Genomic DNA, 22,938 nt, shown 5'->3' on the forward strand with positions numbered 1-22,938 from the left:
CGCACCGGGCCAGCAGATCGTGCAGATATCCCTGCTGGACGCTGTGCGTGAAGTTCTGCCGACCTATATGGTTCCGGCGGCTGTCGTCGTGTTGGATGCGTTCCCGTTGAATACTTCGGGCAAGCTGGATCGTAAGGCGTTGCCGGAACCCGAGTTCGAGACGCGTGAGTTCCGTGCCGCGTCGACTCCGATCGAGGAGATCGTGGCCGGCGTATTCGCCGACATCCTCGGTGTCGACCGGATCGGCGCGGACGACGATTTCTTCGCCCTCGGCGGTAACTCGCTGATCGCGACCCAGGTCGCTGCCCGGTTGGGCCAGGCCCTGGACACGCGGGTGCCGGTGCGGATGCTGTTCGAGGCATCCACGGTGTCGGCGCTGGCGGCCGCCGCAGAGACCGCCACCGGTCGCACCGGCCTCCCGGTACTCGCGCCGCGGCCACGCCCGGATCGGGTGCCGCTGTCGCTGGCGCAGCAGCGCATGTGGTTCCTCAACCGGTTCGACAGTGCCTCGGCCACCTACAACATCCCGTTCGCCATCCGGCTCACCGGTGACCTCGATGTGGACGCCATGCAGGCCGCGCTCGCCGATCTGGTGGACCGGCACGAGGTCCTGCGGACCGTGTACCCCGAGGTGGACGGCGTCGGACACCAGCAGGTACTGCGCGCCGACGAGGTCGCTGTCGACCTCGTTGCCGAACCCGTCACGGAAGCGGAACTGCCGGCGCGGATCCTGGCATTGGCCGGTGAGGTCTTCGATGTCACGGCGGCACCGCCGTTCCAGACGACCCTGCTGCGGCTCGACGAGCACAACCATGTTTTCGTCCTGGTCGCGCATCACATCAGCGCCGACGGTTTCTCGCCCCGCCCACTGCTGCGTGACCTCGTCGTCGCCTACAGCGATCGCAGCCGCGGAGTTGTCCCCGGCTGGGCGCCGCTGCCGGTCCAGTACGCCGATTACGCGCTCTGGCAGCGTGAAGTGCTGGGTTCGGAGGACGATCCCGATTCGGTCGCCGCCCAGCAGGTCGCGTACTGGGTCGAGAATCTGGCGGATCTGCCCGATCAGCTGGAACTCCCGGCCGATCGGCCGCGTCCGGAGATCGCCTCCAACGCCGGTGCCGTCCACGATTTCGCCGTGGATCCGGCACTGCGCACCGAACTGGAGAACCTGGCCCGCTCGCAGGGCACCACCCTGTTCATGCTGGTGCATGCCGTGCTGGCCGCGTGGTCGAGCCGGATGTCGGCCACTGGCGATATCGCCATCGGCACCCCGATCGCCGGCCGCGGCGAACAGGCCCTCGATGATCTGGTCGGTATGTTCGTCAACACCCTCGTGTTGCGGACCGAGGTGACTCCCGCGATGCCGTTCACCGAACTGCTCGCCGGAGTCCGCCGTACCGATCTTGCGGCCTTCTCGCATGCCGATATCCCGTTCGAGCGGCTGGTCGACATCCTGAACCCGCGCCGCTCGCAGGCGCATCATCCGCTGTTCCAGGTGGCGCTGGCCTTCGAGGCCGCATCGGCGGCGGATATGCGCAGCGTCTCCCTGCCGGGGCTCGATCTCGAGGTCGTCGATTTCGATCCCGGCCTGGCGAAGTTCGATCTGCAGCTGACCGTCGGCACCGACGGTGCCGCGGACGGCAGCCTGCTCATGCAGTGGTCGTATGCCACCGATCTGTTCGATCCGGCCACCGTGACCGGATTCGCCGAGCGGCTGGTGCGGATCCTGCGCGCGGTCGTGGCGGAGCCCGATATCGCGGTCGGCGATATCGATCTGCTCACCGACTCCGAACGCACCGATGTCGTGCACACGTGGACGGGTATCCGCCCGGACGCCGCCCCGGGCGTGTTCAGTGTCGACGGCCGGGCCGTCGACCAGCCCGAAACAGCCACGTTGGCAAGCCTGTTCGAGGTCGCCGCCGGTGAACATCCGCAGCGGACCGCCGTGAAGTTCGGCGACGACCGGATCACCTACGCCGAACTGGAACGCCGGGCCAATGTGCTGGCCCGCCGCTTGATCGACGAAGGCGCCGGACCGGATAACCTGGTCGCGGTATTGCTGCCGCGTTCGCTGGACTTGGTCGTCGCCCTGCTCGCGGTGATCAAATCGGGCGCCGGCTATGTCCCGGTGGACCCGGATTCCCCGGCGGAACGGCTCACCTACATCCTGGACGATGCCCGCCCGGCGACCGTGGTGCTGGATTCCACCATGCGAGTGGACCTGCCGGCCGGTGTATCACGCGTGGCGGTGGACGGTTACGCGGTGGAAGCCGGCGATATCGAAGACGCCGACGACGGCCCGATCACCGACGCAGACCGCCGTGCGCCGCTGCGGCCGGACAACATCGCCTACGCCATCTACACCTCCGGCTCCACCGGCCGCCCCAAGGGCGTCGCGGTAACGCACCGCACCGTGGTGCGGTTGTTCGCCAATACCGAGCCCGAATTCGGTTTCGGGCCGGAGGACGTGTGGACACTGTTCCACTCCTACGCCTTCGACTTCTCGGTCTGGGAACTGTGGGGCCCGCTGCTGTTCGGCGGCACCCTCGTGGTCGTCGACTACTACGTCTCCCGGTCGCCGCAGCAGTTCCTGGAACTGTTGCGCACCGAACGCGTCACCGTGCTGAGTCAGACGCCGTCCGCGTTCTATCAGCTGGCCGAGGCCGACCGCACCGCCGCCGAAGACCGTCCGCTGGCGCTGCGCTATGTGGTGTTCGGCGGCGAGGCCGTGGAACTGCGCCGGCTCACCGACTGGGTCGAACGGCACGGTGACGGCACGGCCGGGCGCACCCATGTCGTCGACGGGCGGGAAACCGCGTCACCGCTGCTGGTGAACATGTACGGCATCACCGAGACCACGGTGCACGTGTCCTACCGTGCGCTCGACGCCGCCACCATCGCCGGCGCGGCCGGCAGCGTGGTGGGTCGGGCGCTGGCCGGGGTGAAGATCTATGTGCTGGACGAACGCCTGCGGCCGGCGCCGGTGGGCGTCCCGGGTGAGCTGTATATCGCCGGTGTGCAGCTGGCCCGCGGATACCGCGGCCGCCCCGGGCTGACCGCGGTCCGTTTCGTGGCCGACCCGCTGGGCGCACCCGGTGACCGGCTGTACCGCTCGGGTGACCTCGCCCGCTGGAATCGCTCCGGTGAACTCGAATACCTCGGTCGCGCCGACGACCAGGTGAAGGTCCGCGGCTTCCGGATCGAGCTCGGTGAGATCGAAGCCGCCGTACTGGCGCAGCCGGGTGTCACGCAGGCCGCGGTGATGGTCCGCGAGGACAAACCGGGCGATCACCGGATCGTCGGCTATATGGTGGCCGACGACGGTGCCGAACTCGATCCCGAAACCGTCCGCGCGGGCGCGGCGGAGCGGCTGCCGAACTATATGGTTCCGTCCGCACTCGTTGTGCTGGACCGGATCCCGTTGACCATCAACGGCAAACTGGATCGCCGGGCACTGCCCGCACCGGTAGTCGAATCGGCAGGCTCACGCGCGGTGTCGACCCCGATCGAGGAGATCGTGGCCGGGGTCTTCGCCGAGCTGCTGGGCACCGAGGGTATCGGCGCCGACGACGATTTCTTCGCGCTCGGCGGTAACTCGCTGATCGCGACTCAGGTCGCCGCCCGGATCGGCGCCGCGCTCGACACCGAAGTGCCGGTGCGGATGCTGTTCGAGGATTCCACCGTGGCCGCCCTGGCGGCGCGGGTGGAGCAGCAGGCCGGTGCCGGTGGGCGTCCGGTGCTCGCCGCCCGCCCCCGGCCGGAACGCCCGCCGTTGTCGCAGGCGCAGCAGCGGATGTGGTTCCTCAACCGTTTCCAGCCGGAGTCGGCGGTCGACAATATTCCGATCGTCTTCCGGATGCGCGGCACGCTGCACATACCCGCCATGATCGAGGCTGTCGGCGATGTGATCGCCCGGCACGAATCCCTGCGTACCGTGTACCCGTCGCACGACGGGGTCGGCTATCAGCGGGTACTGCCGCCGGCCGAGGCGATTCCGGCGGTGGAGGTCCGCGAGTTCGCCACCGGCGGCGCGGACGCGGCCGGCCTCGGCGCCGAACTGCTCGCGGCGATCACCGAATTCGTCGTCCAGGGCTACGATCTGACCGTCCAGTCACCGGTGCGGATGCGGATCTACCGCCTGGGTGCCGACGACTATGTGCTGGTCGGGGTCGTGCACCATATCGCGGCCGACGGTTTCTCCATGCATCCGCTCAGCCGCGACCTGCTCTCGGCGTACGAGGCTCGGACAGCCGGCCGGACGCCCGAATGGGCGCCGATGGCGGTCCAGTACATCGACTACGCGATCTGGCAGCGGGAGCTACTCGGCGCCGAGGACGATCCGGGGTCGCTGGTGTCCCGGCAGCTCGACTTCTGGAAAACCGAGCTGGCGGGGCTGCCCGACGAGCTCCGGTTGTCCACGCGCACCCGTCCCGCGGTGGCCAGCGAACAGGCGGCGACCCACCGGTTCGCCGTGCCCGGCGAATTGGTCGACACGCTCAACGCATTGGCCAAGGCACAGGGCACGACCTTGTTCATGGTGGTGCACAGCAGCTTCGCGGCCCTGCTCGCCCGGCTCAGCGGAACCACCGATATCGCGGTCGGTATCCCGATCGCCGGACGCGGTGAACGCCTGCTCGACGATATGATCGGCATGTTCGTCAACACGCTGGTGTTGCGTACCCAGGTCGACCTGGGCGCCTCCTTCGCCGATCTGCTCGCGCATGTGCGCGATCGGGATCTGCACGCATTCGCGCACGCCGATGTGCCGTTCGAGCGGCTGGTCGAGGTGCTGAACCCGGTGCGGTCGCAGTCGCGGCAGCCGTTGTTCCAGGTGATGCTGGCATTCCAGAACCTCGGATACTCCGAACTGGAACTACCCGGACTCACAGTGTCCGGGCTGGATGTGGAAACGCCGAGCACGCAATACGATCTGGTGCTCACCCTGGGTGAGGCGGCCGACGACGGCTCGGGTATGGGCGCCGAGCTCATGTACGCGACGGATCTTTTCGACGAAGCGTTCGTAGACCGGTTCAGCCGGCGATTCCTGCGGTTGCTGCGCGCTGTCGCCGCCGGGCCCGCCGTCGCGGTGGGCGATATCGAACTCATGGATCCGGCCGAACGGTCGACGATGCTGCAGCGGTGGAACGCCACCGAGTTCCCGGTGGAGACCGCGCTCACCGCGACCCCGGGCAACAGCATCATGACCCTGGTTTCGCTGTTCGAGGCGCAGGTCGCGCGGGCACCCGAAGCCGTGGCGCTCACCTTCGACAGTACGAACCTGACCTACCGGGAGTTCGCGGGCCGGGTGCACCGGCTGGCCCGTTGGCTGCGCGATGCCGGGGTGGGCCCGGAAACCTTTGTGGCCCTGGGGATGCGCCGGTCGATCGATCTGCTGACCGGTATCTACGCGGTGGTGGCCGCGGGCGGTGTGTATGTGCCGCTGGATCCGGACCAGCCCCTCGAACGTCTCGAATACATCATCGATACAGCGCAACCGGTCTGTGTGCTGACCTCCGGTGACGACCTCGATCCGGCGATTGCCGGGCAGGTGCGCATCGATCGGCTGGATCTGTCCGGTTTCGCGGATACGCCGCTCACCGATGCGGATCGGTTGCGGCCGCTGCGGCCGGACAACACCGCGTACGCGATCTTCACTTCGGGCTCCACGGGACGCCCGAAGGGTGTGGCGGTATCGCACCGGTCGGTAGTCAACCACCTGGTGACGACCCATGCCCGGCACGGCGTCAGCCCCGACCACGTGGTGCTGCTGCGTACGCTGCCCACATTCGATGCCTCCGTGATGGAGATCTTCGTCGCGCTGCAGGTCGGTGCCCGCCTGGTCATCGCACGTCCCGAGGGGCATCGCGACGCCGCCTACCTCACCCGGTTGATGGCCGACGAGGGCGTCACGATGGCGCAGTTCGTGCCGTCACTGCTGTCGGTGTTCCTGTCCGAATCCGATCCCGAATCCTGGGCCGGGGTGCGCGATATCGTCGTCGGCGGCGAACTGCTCACTGCCGACCTCGCGCGGCGGGTCCGCGAGATCACCGGTGCGCGCCTGCACAATCAGTACGGCCCGACCGAAACCACGGTGGATGTCTCCCACTACGAGGTGACCGGTACCGAAACCGTTGCGGTGCCGATCGGTGTCCCGGGCTTCAATGTCCAGGCGTATGTGCTGGACGAGCGGGTGCGGCCGGTGCCGGAAGGGGTTCCCGGTGAGCTCTATATCGGTGGCGTGCAGGTGGCGCGCGGCTATCTGGCCCGCCCGGACCTGACCACCGCCCGTTTCGTCGCGAACCCGTTCCGCGGCGGCGAACGGATGTATCGCACGGGCGATATCGTCCGCTGGTCCACCGACGGGGACCTGGAGTACCTGGGTCGTAGCGACTTCCAGGTGAAGCTGCACGGTCTGCGGATCGAACCGGGCGAAATCGAACATGCGCTGACCGAGCTGGATTCGGTTGCCCAGGCCGTGGTCGTGCTGCGCAGTCATGCGCGCACCGGCGATAACCTCGTGGCGTATGTGGTGCCGGCCACCGGCCGGGCGATCGACACCGACGAACTGCGGGCTCACCTGCGCGACCGGTTGCCGTCGTACATGGTGCCTTCGGCATTCATGGTGCTGGACGCGTTCCCGCTCAATGCCTCGGGCAAGCTGGATCAGAAAGCATTGCCGGAGCCCACTTTCGAGGCCCGGGTCTTCCGGGCGCCGTCCACTCCGATCGAGCAGATCGTGGCGAATACGTTCGCCGAGGTCCTCGGGGCCGAGCGGGTCGGGGCGGATGACGACTTCTTCGAGCTGGGCGGTAACTCGCTGGTCGCGACCCAGGTCGCGGCGCGTATCGGCACCGCGCTGAACGTGACTGTGCCGGTACGCGCACTGTTCGAAGCGCCTACGGTCGCGGCGTTGGCGGTCCGGGCCGAACAGGCCGGGGAATCGGCGCGTCCGGCGCTGGTCGCGGGTCCGCGCCCGGATCGGCTCCCGCTGTCCTACGCGCAGCAGCGGATGTGGTTCCTCAACCAGTACGACATCTCGTCGGTGGCCTACAACCTGCCGCTGGCGATCCGCCTCGCCGGTGACCTCGACGTTGCGGCCTTGCGGGCGGCGGTGGCCGATGTGGTGTGGCGGCACGAATCGCTGCGCACCCACTACCCGCAGATCGACGGCACGCCGGCACAGGTGATCGCGCCTGCCGAGCAGGTGGAGCTGGATCTCACGCCGGTCGCGACCACCGCGGCCGAGACGGTCGCGGCGATCACCGAGTTCGTCGCCACCGGTTTCGATGTGGCCGCGGCGATTCCGCTGCGGATCCGCCTGTTCGCGACCGCGCCCGGCGAGCATGTACTGGTCGTGGTTGTGCACCATATCGCCGCGGACGGTTTCTCGATGGCACCGCTGGCGCGCGATGTGATGACCGCGTACGCGGCGCGCGCCCAGGACGAGGTGCCGGGCTGGGCGCCACTGCCGGTCCAATACGCCGATTACGCGCTGTGGCAGCGGCAGGTACTGGGTGCCGAGGAAAATGCGGCCTCACCGATGGCGCGCCAGATTGCGTTCTGGCAGCGCACTCTCGCCGATCTGCCGGATGAGCTGGCGTTGCCTGCCGACCGGCCGCGCCCGGCGGTGGCCTCGCTGCGGGGCGCGACCGTGCGCGCCGAGCTGCCGGCCGAGCTGATCCGGACGCTGGACGAGCTGGCCCGCGCCCGCGGCGCCTCGATGTTCATGGTGCTGCACGCAGCGCTGGCCGCCCTGCTGGCCCGCCTCTCCGGTAGCGACGATATCGCGATCGGTACGCCGATCGCGGGTCGCGGTGAGCAGGCGCTCGACGATCTCGTCGGTATGTTCGTCAACACCCTGGTGTTGCGCACTGCGGTCGAATCGGGGGAGACCTTCGCCGATCTGCTGGATCGGGCCAAGCACGCCGACCTCGACGCATTCGGGCACGCGGATGTGCCGTTCGAACGCCTGGTGGATCTGCTGGCGCCGGAGCGTTCGCAGGCCCGCAACCCGCTGTTCCAGGTGGCACTGTCGCTGGCGAACAACGAGCAGCCGGTACTGGATCTGGCCGGGCTCGAGGTTTCGGGTGTGGACCTCGCCGACGATGTCGCCCGCTTCGATCTGCAGTTCACGCTGGGTGAGAACGCCACGGGCGGAATGGTTCTGGATCTGAACTACGCCACCGAACTGTTCGACGAAGCCACTGTCCACATGATGATCACGCGGTTCCGGCGGTTGCTGTCCACGGTCGCCGCCGATCCGGACGTGATGCTGGGCGCGATCGAGATCCTCGACGACACCGAACGGGCCGCGGCCCTGAGCCGCACGGGTGGTCCGGCGGTGCCGCCGCGGACGTTGCCGGAGCTGCTGGCGGCTGCCGTGGCTGTCGACCCGGCGGCACCGGCCGTGGTGTTCGACGGTGCTCAGTTCTCCTACGGGGAGTTCGACGAGCGGTCGAATCGCCTGGCACACGTGCTGATCGAGCGTTGTCTGGGTGCCGACGACGTGGTGGCCGTGGCGGTGCCGCGGTCGGCGGATTCGGTGCTGGCCGAATGGGCCGTGACGAAGTCGGGTGCGGCGTTCCTGCCGATCGACCCGACGTATCCGGCGGACCGGATCGCCCATATGCTCACCGATTCCGGCGCGCCCGCGGGTATCACGGTGTCCTCGGTACGCGCCGATCTGCCGGATACGGTGGACTGGCTGGTGCTCGACGACCTCGCGCTCGACGGGTACCCGGCCGACCCGATCACCGATGCCGATCGCGTCTGGCCGTTGATTCCGGAAAGCGCTGCGTACGTCATCTACACCTCCGGTTCGACCGGCCTGCCCAAGGGTGTTGTCGTCAGCCATGCCGGTTTGGCGAACTTCAGTGCGGAGCAGGTGGAGCGGTATCGGTTGACTCCGGCTTCGCGGGCGCTCGCGTTCGCATCGCCGTCGTTCGATGCGTCGATCCTGGAGTTGCTGCTGGCGATCGGTTCGGCGGGTGCACTGGTTGTGGTGCCGACGGGTACTTACGGTGGCGCGGAGCTGGGCGAGCTGATCTCCCGTGAAGGTGTGACGGTCGGTCTGATCACGCCGTCGGTGCTGGCTTCGCTGGACCCCGCCGATCTCGCGGGCATGGAAGTGATCATTGCCGGTGGCGAGGCAGTTTCGGCGGATCTGGTGGCCAAGTGGTCCACTGTGTCCGAGGGCGAAGTGCAACGCCGGTTCCACAATGCCTACGGTCCGACCGAAGCGACCATCGCGACCAATATCAGTGGCCGGTTGCTTCCCGGTGAGCCGGTCACCATCGGCGGTCCGGTACGCGGTATGCGGGCGCTGGTCCTCGACGACCGGTTGAACCCGGTGCCGGAAGGGGTGGCCGGGGAGCTCTATGTCGGTGGCATCCAGCTGGCGCGCGGTTATCACGCGCGGCCGGGTCTCACCGCCGGTCGCTTTGTCGCCGACCCCCACGGCACGGCGGGTTCGCGGTTGTACCGCACCGGTGACGTGGTGCGCTGGCGGCGTGACGCCGCGGGTGACCCTGCGGTGGAGTACGTGGGCCGCAACGACTTCCAGGTGAAGGTCCGCGGTTTCCGTATCGAGCTCGGCGAGATCGACGCCGCGCTCACCGCGCACGACACCGTCGACTTCGCGGTCACCACCGGCCACGAGAACGCCGCGGGCGTGACCTCGCTCGTATCGTATGTGGTTGCCGCAGCCGGGCGTTCCGTCGATACCGACGAGGTCCGCGAATATGCCGGGCAGCAGTTGCCGGCGTACATGGTGCCGTCGTCGATCACGGTGCTCGACGCGATCCCGCTGACCCCGGCCGGCAAGCTGGACCGCCGGGCCCTGCCGGAACCTGTTTTCGAGGTGCGGGAATTCCGGGCGCCGTCGACGCCGACCGAGAACGTGGTGGCCGGTGTGCTCGCCGAGGTCCTCGGTGTGGAGCGGGTCGGCGTGGCGGACGATTTCTTCGCGCTCGGCGGTAACTCGCTGCTCGCGACCCAGGCCGTGGCCCGGCTGGGTGCCGCGCTGAACACCCAGGTGCCGGTCCGGGTACTGTTCGAAGCATCCGCCGTCGGCGCGCTGGCGGCACGGCTGGAACAGCAGACCGGTTCCGGTGGGCGTCCGCCGCTGGTACCGCAGCCGCGGCCCAGCCGGGTGCTGCCGTCGGGTGAGGTCGTGACACGGATCCCGTTGTCGCTGGCACAGCAGCGGATGTGGTTCCTGAACTGGTTCGACGGCGGTGCGGCCGCCTACAACATCCCGATGGTGATCCGGTTGTCCGGGCAGCTGGACGTGGCGGCCCTGCGGCAGGCGGTCGCCGACCTGGTCGCCCGGCACGAGGTGCTGCGGACGGTGTACCCGGAAACCGAAGCCGGGCCGGCGCAGGTAGTGCTGCCGGCCACGGGGGCGGTACCGGAACTGGATATCCGCACGGTGGCCGCGGACGAGGTCGAAACCGTGGTGGCCGAGCTGGCGGCGATATCGTTCGATGTCGCCGAGCAGGTCCCGGTGTCGGTGACCCTGTTGCAGATCGACGGTGCGGCAGACGAATACGTGCTCGCCGCGGTGGTCCATCACATTTCCGGCGACGGTTCGTCGATGATGCCGCTGACCCGGGACCTGATGACCGCGTACTCGGCGCGGGCGACCGGCCTGGCACCGGATTGGGCGCCACTACCGGTCCAGTACGCCGATTTCGCGATCTGGCAGCGGAATCTGCTGGGCGACGGCACCGATCCGTCGTCGCTGGCGCATGAGCAGCTCGCCTTCTGGCGGTCCGCGCTGGCGGACCTGCCCGAGCAGCTGGATCTGCCGACCGATCGGCCGCGGCCCGCGGCACAGTCGTACGACGGTGGCCGGGTCGAGGTGCGTATCGATGCGCGACTGCATCGGGCGCTGGCCGATTTCGCCCGCGAGCAGGGCGCGACCCTGTTCATGGTGGCGCATACCGCGTTCGCGGTGTTGCTGGCCCGATTGTCGGGCACCGGCGATATCGCGATCGGTACCCCGGTCGCCGGCCGCGGCGATGCCGCCCTCGACGAGGTGATCGGCATGTTCGTGAACACCTTGGTGTTCCGGACCGAGGTCGACGGCGCGGAATCGTTCACCGAACTGCTGGCACGTCAGCGTGAGGCCGATATCGCCGCCCTCGCACATGCCGATGTGCCGTTCGAACAGCTGGTGGAAGCGCTGAACCCGGTGCGGTCGACAGCGCGGCATCCGCTGTTCCAGGTGGGCTTCACCTTCCAGAACCTGGCGCAGACGAGCCTGGAACTGCCCGGCCTGTCGGTGTCCGGTGTCGAGGCCGGCGCCGAGGCGGCGCTGTACGACCTGAGCATGATTCTCAGCGACACCTACGACGCGGCGGGCACCCCGGAGGGGGTCACCGGGTATCTGACGTACGCCACCGCGTTATTCGACCACGCGACGGTGGCCGGGTTCGTGGACCGGTTCCTGCGGGTACTGGACGGGATTGTCGCCGATCCCGCGGCGCCGGTCGGTGCGATCGAACTGCTCGATGCGGCCGAACGCCAACTGGTGCTGCACCAGTGGAACGCGACCGAGCAGGCGATCGCGCCCGGCTTGTTGCTGGACGGGTTCGACCGGGTCGTATCGGAGAGCCCGGACCGGACCGCACTGACCTACGAAGGCACAGGTCTGTCCTACGGCGAGTTCGCCGGCCGGGTGCAGCGGCTGGCGCGGTGGCTGCGCGACGCCGGGGTGGGCACGGAAACCTATGTGGCCCTGGGGATGCGCCGGTCGTTCGACCTGCTCACCGCCGCCTACGCCGTGGTGGCGGCCGGCGGCGCGTATGTGCCGCTGGACCCGGACCAGCCCGTGGACCGGCTCGAGTACATCGTCGACACCGCGCGTCCCGTGTGTGTGCTGACCTCGGGTGAAGACCTCGACCCGGCGATTGCCGGGCAGGTGCGCATCGATCGGCTGGACCTGACCGGTTTCGCGGATACGCCGCTCACCGATGCGGATCGGTTGCGGCCGCTGCGGCCGGAAAACACCGCGTACGCGATCTTCACTTCGGGCTCCACCGGCCGGCCCAAGGGCGTCCCGGTGACGCACCGGGCCGTGCTCAACTACCTGGCGACCACCCGCGAACGGCACGGGATCGGCGCCGGCGATGTGCTGCTGCAACGCACCTTGGCAACCTTCGACCCGTCCGTCGTGGAGTTCTTCCTACCGCTGCATCTCGGCGCCCGCCTGGTCATCGCACATTCGGAAGGGCATCGCGACGCCGCGTACCTCACCCGGTTGATGGCCGACGAGGGCGTCACGATGGCGCAGTTCGTGCCGTCGCTGCTGTCGGTGTTCCTGTCCGAATCCGACCCCGCGGACTGGGCCGGGCTGCGCAGTATCGTCGTCGGCGGTGAACTGCTGTCCAATGAACTCGCGCAGCAACTGCGCGAACGCACCGGCGCCCGCCTGTTCAACCAGTACGGGCCGACCGAGACCACCATCGACGTCACCGCCCACGAGGTGACCGGCACCGAAACCGGCGCGGTTCCGATCGGTATCCCCGGTCTCAACACCCAGACCTATGTGCTCGACGACCGGTTGCGTCCGGTACCCGCGGGTGTCCGGGGTGAGCTCTACCTCAGCGGTGCGCAGCTGGCGCACGGCTATCTGGCCCGGCCCGATCTGACCACGACCCGGTTCGTCGCGAACCCGTTCCGGGCCGGTGAGCGGATGTACCGCACCGGCGATGTGGTCTGCTGGACCACCGACGGTGAGCTGGAGTACCTGGGCCGCAGCGACTTCCAGGTGAAGCTGCACGGCCAGCGGATCGAACCCGGCGAGATCGAGGCCGCGCTCACCGAACACGGCACGGTGGATCGGGCGCTGGTCATCCTGCGTCATTCGGGCACCGGCGATCAGCTGGTCGCCTACCTGGTACCGGCCGCCGGTGCGACGACCGATACCGACGAGCTGCGGGCCCATCTGCACGACCGCCTGCCGTCGTTCATGGTGCCGTCCGCGTTCGTGGAACTGGACGCGTTCCCGCTGAATGCCTCGGGCAAGCTGGACCGTAAAGCGTTGCCGGAACCGGTGTTCGAGGTCCGCGAATTCCGGGCCGCGGCGACCCCCATCGAGGAGATCGTGGCGGAGACCTTCGCCGAGATCCTCAGGGTCGAGCGGATCGGCGCGGACGACGATTTCTTCGCCCTCGGCGGCGACAGCATCGTCTCCATCCAGCTGGTGTCGCGCGCCAAGGCCCGCGGCGTGGTGTTCACGCCGCGGCAGGTGTTCGAACAGCGCACGGTGGCCGGTTTGGCGTCGGTCGCGGAGTTCGCCGAATCCACCGACCGCGCGGCGCGGACCCTGGCCGAATTGCCGGGTGGCGGGGTCGGCCGGATGCCGCTCACCCCGGTGGTGCGGACCATGGTCGACCGCTTCGGCTCGTTCGGGCGCTTCCATCAGCTGACGCCGTTGAGCCTGCCGGTCGGCGTCACCCGCGACACCATCGCCGCGGTGGTGGGCCCGGTGCTGGACCGGCACGATATGTTGCGGTCACGCCTGGCACTCATGGACGGCGAATGGGTCCTGGAGACAGGCGAGACCGGATCGGTCGATGCGGATGCGCTCATCGACCACACCGTCTTCGATGCCGCGGCCACCGCTGAACAGGTCGCCGCGATTGCCTCCGCCGCCGCCGATGCCGCGCTGGACCGGATGGATCCGGCGAACGGCGTGGTGGTTCGATTCGCCTGGCTGGAACCGGACTCCGCCGAGCGGGCGGGATACCTGGTCGTCATCGCCCACCATCTGGTGGTCGACGGTGTGTCGTGGCGCATCCTGCTGCCCGATTTCGTGCTGTCCGCCGGTGCGCACAGCGCCGGGCAGACACCGGAACTGCCGAAACCGACCACCTCGATGCGGACCTGGGCGCATGCGCTGGAGCAGCATGCGCACAGCGCCGAGCGGGAGGCCGAACTCGGATACTGGCAGACCGTCGCCGGTACCGCCGATCCGCTGCTGGCCGAGCGCGCGCTGGACCCGGCCCTGGATACCGCCGCACTGGTGGAAACCCATGCGGTGCGGGTATCGCCCGAGGTCACCCAGGCGCTGCTCACGACGGTGCCGGCCCTGTTCCACGGTGGGGTCAACGACGGCCTGCTCACCGCGCTGGTACTGGCCGCCACCACATGGCGGGCCCGGCGGGTGCCCGGGGCGGCAATCGACGATCCGCTGCTGATCCGGCTCGAGGGCCACGGTCGTGAGGAAGAGGTCGTGCCCGGTGCCGATCTGTCCCACACCCTCGGCTGGTTCACCTCGGTGTTCCCGGTGCGGTTCGCACCGGCCGGTATCGATATCGAGGACGCCCTCGCCGGTGGACCGTCGCTGGGTGCGGCGCTGAAGGCGGTGAAGGAACAGCTGCTCGCGGTGCCGGACAAGGGCATCGGCTACGGGCTGCTGCGCCACCTGAACCCGGAGACGGCGGGCGAGCTGCCGGCCGAACTGCCGGGCCAGGTGAGCTTCAACTACCTGGGCCGTTCCGCCGCCGCGAGCGAGATCTCCCCGGAGATGCGTGATTTCGGCTGGTTGCCGGCCGATTTGGCCGTGGACGCGGCATTCGACGCGGATATGCCCGCGCTGGCACTGCTGGATATCAACGCCATCGTCGTCGGGGACGAGTTCACCGCGAATATCGGATACCCGACGACCCTGCTCGGGGCCGACGAGGTCCGCGAGTTCGGTGAGTTGTGGGCGCAGGCACTGGAAGCGGTCGCCCGGCACGCGAATTCCGCGGGCGCCGGCGGGCACACCCCCTCCGATTTCGGCATGGTCACCCTGTCGCAGTCCGATATCGACGGGATCGAACGGCGCTTCCCGAGGCCGGTCGCCGATGTGTGGCCGCTGTCCTCGATGCAGGCCGGCATGCTGTTCCACGCCCAGATCGCGGCCGCGTCGGTGGATGTGTACACCGGCCAGGTCGTACTGACCCTGACCGGCCGGGTGGACGCCGCCCGGTTGCGGGCCTCGGCACAGGCCCTGGTCGACCGGTACGAGAACCTGCGCACCGCCTTCGTCACCAACCACGAGGGCAATCCGGTCCAGGTGGTCCTGAAGGATCTGCCGGTCGACTGGACCGAATACGACCGCAGCAGCACCGGTACCGCCACCGATCTGATCGAGGCGGACCGGATGCGGCGTTTCGATCTCACCGCGCCGCCGCTGCTCCGCTTCACGTTGATCAAGACCGGAGCCGACACCTGGCAGTTCGTGGTGTCGAACCACCACATTCTGCTCGACGGCTGGTCGATGCCGCTGCTCATGCAGGATCTGCTGACGCTGTACGCGCTGCACGCCGAAACCACCGGTCTGCCGGCGGTCCGGTCCTACCGGGCCTTCCTGGAATGGGTGGGCCGGCAGGACCGGCAGGTATCGCTGGACACCTGGCGGTCCGCGCTGGCGGAGGTCGGCGAGCCGACGCTGCTCGCCCGCTCCGGAACCGGCGGTTCCGCGCACGAGATCACCGCGCTCTCGGGCGAATACGTGTTCGAGATCGATAACGAAGCCACCGCCCGGATCACCGCGCTGGCCGCCGAACTCGGCGTCACCGCGAATACGGTGCTACAGGTGGCGTGGGCGGTGCTGCTGGGCCAGCTGACCGGCCGCGACGATGTGCTGTTCGGCGCCACCGTCTCCGGCCGGCCGCCCGAGCTGCCCGGCGTGGAATCGATGGTCGGGTTGTTCATCAACACCATCCCGGTGCGGGTGCGTTTCGAACCCGGCGAATCCGCGCGGGCGGTGCTGGGCCGGGTCCAGGCCGAGCAGGCCGATCTGCTGGACCACCACCATGTGAGCCTCGCCGATATCCATGCGGCGGCCGGGATGGCGGCACTGTTCGACACCCTGCTGGTGTTCGAGTCGTATCCGGTGGACGCCGAGGGGATTCAGGCGCAGGCCGCCGATATCGACGGTATGGCGGTGACCGGTCTCGACGGCGTCGACGCCACGCACTATCCGCTCACCCTGGTCGCGTCGCTGGGCAGCACGCTGCGGATCCGGGCCGGCTACCGGCCGGATCTGTTCGCCGAGGCCGAGGTCCGGCGGATCGCGGAGCGGCTCGTGCGGGTGCTGGGCGGATTCGTCGACGATCCGGGCGTCGCTGTCGGTGATATCGATCTGCTGGACGCCGCGGAACGCGAGACCGTGCTGCGCCGTTGGAACGCGACCGAGCATCCGCTCGCGCCGGCCTTGCTGCTGGACGGGTTCGCCCGGTCGGTGGCCGAGCACCCGGACCGGGTGGCGGTGACCTTCGAAGGTGCCGAGCTGACCTATGCGGAACTCGCCGCGCGCGTGAACCGGGTGGCCCGGATCCTGGTGGCCGAGGGCGTGGGCCCGGAGTCGCTGGTCGGGCTGGTCATGCGGCGCTCGCTGGACCTGGTCGTCGGGATGTACGCGGTGATCACCGCGGGCGGCGCCTACGTACCGCTGGATCCGGACCACCCGGCCGAGCGGATCGGGTATGTACTCGACACCGCGCAGCCGGTGTGTGTCCTGACCACGAGCGCCGATGCCGGTGCTGTTCCCGCGGGGACAGGTGTGCCGGTATTGCAGCTCGACGTCGTGGACCTTGCCGGATACGACGCGGCACCACTGACCGATGCGGAGCGGCTCGCCACGGTGCGGCCCGGAAATACCGCGTATGTCATCTTCACGTCCGGTTCGACCGGGCGGCCGAAGGGCGTGGCGGTATCGCATGCGGCGATCGTCAACCAGGTGGCCTGGATGCTGGCGCAGTACCCGATGGGCGCCCGCGACGTGTACCTGCAGAAGACCGCGACCACGTTCGACGTATCCCTGTGGGGTTACTTCCTGCCGTTGGCCGCGGGCGCACGGCTCGTGGTCGCCACCCCCGACGGCCACCGCGACCCCGCCTATCTGGCGCGGGTGATCGCCGAGCAGAACGTGACGGTGACGGATTTCGTCCCGTCGATGCTGACGGTGTTCGCCGCCTACACCCCCGCCGGCTCGATCCCCGGTCTCGAACATGTCTTCGTGATCGGCGAGGCCCTGCCCCCGGAAACCGTCACCGCGATGCACGCCGTCTCGGATGCGGCACTGCACAACCTGTACGGCCCGACCGAGGCCGCGGTGTCGATCACCTACTGGCAGGCCACCGGCGACGAAACGGGCAGCGTCCCGATCGGTGTGCCGCAGTGGAACTCGCGGGTGTATGTGCTCGACAGCAGGTTGCGGCCGGTCCCCGAAGGTGTCGTGGGCGAGCTGTATCTCGCGGGCGACCAGCTCGCGCGGGGCTATGTCACGCGGCCCGACCTCACGTCGGACCGGTTCGTGGCGAGCCCGTTCGACGCGGCTGCGCGGATGTATCGCACCGGCGACCTGGTGCGGTGGCAGCGGGTCGGTGGCTCGCCGGTCCTGGAGTACCTGGGCCGTACCGATTTCCAGGTGAAGTTCCGCGGCCAGCGGATCGAACTGGGGGAGATCGAATCCGCGTTCCTGGCGCAGCCGCAGGTGAGCCAGTCCGTGGTCACGGTGGTGGCATCGCAATTGGGCGAGCAGCTGGTCGCTTATGTGGTGCCCGCACCGGGCGCGAAGTTCGAAACAACGGAACTACTCGATGCGGTGCGTGAGGTCCTGCCCACCTACATGGTGCCGGCGACCGTCGTTCAGCTGGACGCGTTCCCGTTGAACACCTCGGGCAAACTGGACCGTAAGGCGTTGCCGGAGCCCGAGTTCGAGGCGCGGGAGTTCCGGGCGCCGTCGACCCCGATCGAGGAGATCGTGGCCGAGGTCTACGCCGATGTGCTCGGTGTGGAGCGGATCGGCGCCGACGACGATTTCTTCGCCCTCGGCGGCAACTCGCTGATCGCGACCCAGGTCGCCGCCCGCCTCGGCCGGGCGCTGGATGCCGACGTCCCGGTGCGTATCCTGTTCGAAGCGCCCACGGTGGCCGCGCTGGCTGCCCGCGCGGAACTGCAGTCCGCGGCCGGCGGGCGGATCGCCCTGGCCCCGCAGCCGCGGCCCACACAGACTCTGCCTTCCGGTGAAGTCGTGGAGCGGGTGCCGCTGTCGCTGGCACAGCAGCGGATGTGGTTCCTGAACCGGTTCGATCCGGATTCGTTCGTGGACAACATTCCGATCGCGGTCCGGCTCTCCGGCGATCTCGATACGGCCGCCCTGCAAACGGCCGTCGCCGATGTGCTGGTGCGGCACGAATCGCTGCGCACCTACTATCCGGAAGTCGGCGGGACCCCGTACCAGCAGGTGCTGCCCGCGGCCGAGGTGGTGCCCGAGCTGGCGCCGGTCGAGGTCTCGGCCGGGGATCTGCCTGCCCGGCTCGCCGAACTGGTGCTGGCCGGATTCGATGTCACCGCGAGCGTGCCGTTCCGGGCTCGGCTGTTCCGGCTGAGTGCGTCCGAGCATGTGCTCGGCTTCGTCGTCCACCACATCTCCGGTGACGGTTTCTCGATGGCACCGCTACTGCGCGATGTGGTGACCGCATATATGGCCCGCACCGCGGGGGAGGCCCCCGGCTGGGCGCCACTGGAGGTGCAGTACGCCGATTTCGCGCTCTGGCAGCGGCAGGTGCTGGGTGCCGAGGACGATCCCGAATCGGTGATCGCCCAACAGGTTTCGTACTGGTCGCGGGAGCTGGCCGGGCTACCGGATCAGCTGGACCTGCCGGCCGACCGGCCGCGGCCCGCGATCGCCTCGGGCCGGGGCGCGGCCCATACGTTCGAGATCGACGCAGAAACCCATGCCGGGCTGGCCGAACTGGCGCGGACCGAGGGCGCGACCCTGTTCATGGCGGTGCACGCGGCGTTCGCGGTGCTGCTGTCGCGACTGTCCGGGGAAACCGATATCGCGATCGGTACCCCGATCGCGGGCCGCGGTGAACGTGCTCTCGACGACCTGATCGGTATGTTCGTCAACACTCTCGTGCTGCGGACGCCGATCGATTCCGGCACCGGATTCACCGAACTGCTGGGTTCGGTGCGCGGGAGCGATATCGCCGCGTTCGGGCATGCCGATCTGCCGTTCGAGCGTCTGGTGGAGATCCTCAGCCCGGTGCGGTCGCAGGCGCGGCATCCCCTGTTCCAGGTGATGCTGTCACTGCAGAACACGCCGCCGGTGCATGCGGAGCTGCCCGGGCTCGGCGTCAGCGCGGTCGATATGCCGCTGGAAACCGCGAAATTCGATCTCCAGCTGGATCTGAGCGAACGGACCGGCACCGCGGGGATCGACGCGACCTTCACCTACGCGACCGACCTGTTCGATCCTGAAACGGTCACGCAGTTCGCTCAGCGGTTCGTCCGGTTGCTGAAAGCCGTGGTCAAGACCCCGGATCGCCCGCTGGGCGATCTCCCACTGCTGGACGCGCTGGAGGCGTCGACGGTACTGCGCGGCGGGTACGGCCCGGCGGCCGCCGTCGATCCGGACGCGACGCTGGCCGGTCTGTTCGCCGACCAGGCCGCGCACACGCCGGAAGCGCCCGCGGTGGCATTCGAGGGGACAGGTCTGTCCTACGCCGAGTTCGCTGCGCGGGTCAACCGCCTGGCCCGGCACCTGATTGCGCTGGGGGTCGGACCGGATGTACCGGTGGCGCTGGGAATGCGGCGCTCACTGGACCTCGTCGTGGCGATGTACGCGGTTGTCACCGCCGGTGGTGCGTATGTGCCGCTGGATCCGGAGCAGCCGGCCGAGCGTACGGACTACATCCTGGCCACCGCGGAGCCGGCCTGTGTATTGACCAGCGCGGCGGACGGGTTCACCGCGGCGGACCGGCCGGTCGTGGTGGTCGACGAGATCGACCTCTCCGGTTACGCCGATACCGCCGTCTCCGACGCCGAGCGCGTCGCGCCGTTGCGGTCGTCGAATACGGCCTACGTCATCTTCACCTCGGGTTCGACGGGCCGGCCCAAGGGTGTGGCGGTGTCGCATGCGGCGATCGTGAATCGCCTGGTGTGGATGCAGTCGGAGTACCGGCTCGAGGCCACGGATGTGGTGTTGCAGAAGACGCCGTCGACGTTCGATGTGTCGGTGTGGGAGTTCTTCTGGCCGTTGCAGATCGGCGCCCGGTTGGTGGTGGCGAAGCCGGACGGTCATCGGGATCCGGCGTATCTGGCCGAGGTGATCGACGCCGAGCAGGTGACGGTGGCGCACTTCGTGCCGTCGATGCTGACGGTGTTCGTCGCCGCACTGCCCGGGGGCGCGCGTACGTGTGCGTCGCTGCGGTCGGTGTTCTCCTCCGGTGAAGCGTTGCCCGCCAAGCCGGCGCAGCGGTTGCGGGAGCTGACGGGTACGGCGGTGCACAACTTGTACGGCCCGACCGAGGCCGCGGTCGATGTGACGTATCACGAAGTGTCCGACGCGGATACGACGACGGTGCCGATCGGTGCACCGGTGTTCAACACTCGGGTGTATGTGCTGGACGGCCGGTTGCGGCCGGTTCCCGCGGGTGTCGCGGGTGAGCTGTACCTTTCCGGCGTGCAGCTGGCGCGCGGGTATGTGGCGCGGCCGGACCTGAGCGCGGACCGGTTCGTTGCCGACCCGTTCGAGGTCGCCGAGCGGATGTACCGCACCGGCGACGTGGTGCGCTGGAACTCCGCGGGTGAGCTCGAATACCTGGGCCGCTCCGATTTCCAGGTGAAACTGCGCGGTCTGCGTATCGAACTCGGCGAGATCGAGTCCGCGCTGACCGAGTCCGATGAGGTCGCGCAGGCCGTGGTGGTGTTGCGCGGCGATGCGCGTACCGGAGATCAGCTGGTCGGCTATGTGGTGCCGGCCGCCGGCGCCGTGGTCGACAGCGATGCGCTGCGCACCGCGCTGTCCGGCCGCCTGCCGTCGTACATGGTGCCTGCCGCGTTCGTGGTGATGGACGCTTTCCCGCTGAACGCCAGCGGCAAACTCGACCGCCGGGCCCTGCCCGAACCGGTCTTCGCGGCGCGGACGTTCCGGGCACCGTCCACCCCGATCGAGGAGATCGTGGCGAATACGTTCGCCGAGGTCCTCGGAGTGGAGCGGGTCGGCGCGGACGACGATTTCTTCGACCTGGGCGGTAACTCCCTGATCGGTATGCAGGTCGCCGCCCGGATCGGTGCCGCGCTCGGCACCCAGGTGCCCGTGCGGGCCCTGTTCGAGGCGCCGGCCGTGGCCGCGCTCGCCGTCCGGGTGGAGCAGTTCGGCGCCCGGACCCGGCCGCCGCTCGTGGCCGGGCCGCGCCCGGAACAGGTGCCGCTGTCCTATGCCCAGCAGCGGATGTGGTTCCTGAACCAGTACGACACCTCCTCGGCGGCCTACAACCTGCCGATGGCGATCCGCCTCACCGGTGACCTCGACGTGCCGGCATTGCGCGCTGCTCTGGGCGATGTGGTGGCCCGGCACGAATCACTGCGCACCCGCTATCCCGAATTGGGTGGCAGGCCGGTGCAGTTGATCCTGCCCGCCGACCAGATGACGGCGGACCTGGATCCGGTGCAGGCTCCGGCGGAGGAAGTGACCGCGAAGGTCGTCGAGTTCGCGTCGGCCGGTTTCGATGTGGCCGCGGCTGTGCCCGTGCGGGTCCGGCTCTTCGCCGTCGCACCGGGTGAATTCGTTCTGGTCGTGGTGCTGCACCATATTTCCGGCGACGGCTTCTCCCTGGCGCCACTGGCACGCGATGTGATGACCGCGTACGCGGCGCGGGCCCAGGGGGAACTCCCGAACTGGGATCCGCTGCCCGTGCAGTACGCCGACTACACCCTGTGGCAGCGCGAGGTACTGGGCGCCGAAGGCGATCCCGAGACCGCGATGGCACAGCAGATCGCGTTCTGGCAGCAGACTCTCGCGGATCTGCCCGATGAGCTCGTCCTGCCCACCGATCGGCCGAGGCCCGCGGTGGCCTCCATGCGCGGCGCGACGGTACGCGGCGAACTGGGCGCCGAGCTCGTCCGGAACCTGAACCTCGTGGCCCGCACTCGCGGCGCCTCGATGTTCATGGTGTTGCACGCCGGATTGGCGGCGTTGCTCGCGCGGCTGTCCGGTAGCGGCGATATCGCGATCGGTACGCCGATCGCGGGTCGTGGGGAGCAGGCGCTCGACGATCTCGTCGGTATGTTCGTCAACACCCTGGTGCTGCGCACCGCGGTCGGTTCGGACGACTCCTTCGCCGATCTGGTGGGCCGGGCCCGCCGGGCGGATCTGGACGCCTTCGGCCACGCCGATGTGCCGTTCGAACGCCTGGTGGATCTGCTGGCGCCGGAGCGTTCACAGGCCCGCAACCCGCTGTTCCAGGTGGCGCTGTCGTTCCAGAACCAGGAGCAGGCGGTCCTGGATCTGGCCGGACTGACGGTCGCCGGCGTGGAACTGGCCGACGATGTCGCCCGCTTCGACCTCCAGTTCACCCTTGCCGAAAATGCTTCGGGCGGTATGGAACTGGTGCTGAACTATGCCACCGAACTGTTCGACGAAACCACCGCGGACACCATGATCACGCGGTTCCGGCAAGTGCTGGCGGCGGTCGCCGCCGATCCGGATGTGGCGCTGGGCGATCTTGCGCTCCTCGATGCGGGCGAACGCCGCGAACTGCTGTCCCGCACCGGTGGCCCGGCGGTACCGGCGCGGACGTTGCCGGAGTTGCTGGCCGCCGCCGTAGCGGTCGACCCGGCCGCGCCGGCGGTGGTGTTCGACGGTGTTCGCCACTCCTATGGAGAGTTCGACGAGCGGTCGAACCGCCTGGCGCGGGTGCTCATCGGCCGTGGTACGGGCACCGAGGATATCGTGGCCGTGGCGGTGCCGCGGTCGGCGGATTCGGTGCTGGCCGAGTGGGCCGTGACGAAGTCGGGTGCGGCGTTCCTGCCGATCGATCCGACGTATCCGGCGGACCGGATCGCGCATATGCTCACCGATTCCGGTGCGTCCGTGGGTATCACGGTGTCGTCGGTGCGTGGTGAGCTGCCGGATTCGGTGGACTGGCTGGTCCT

The 22,938-nt window shown here is 68.8% G+C and carries 1 protein-coding gene; it reads left to right on the forward strand.

Going from position 1 to position 22,938, the window contains the following annotated elements:
* Nucleotides 1-22,938 (forward strand): non-ribosomal peptide synthase/polyketide synthase (locus tag NS6_RS33455; protein ID WP_157113101.1); only part of this gene is annotated, 22,938 nt, incomplete at both ends.

This window comes from Nocardia speluncae NBRC 108251, assembly GCF_001613245.1.
Lineage (GTDB): Bacteria > Actinomycetota > Actinomycetes > Mycobacteriales > Mycobacteriaceae > Nocardia > Nocardia speluncae.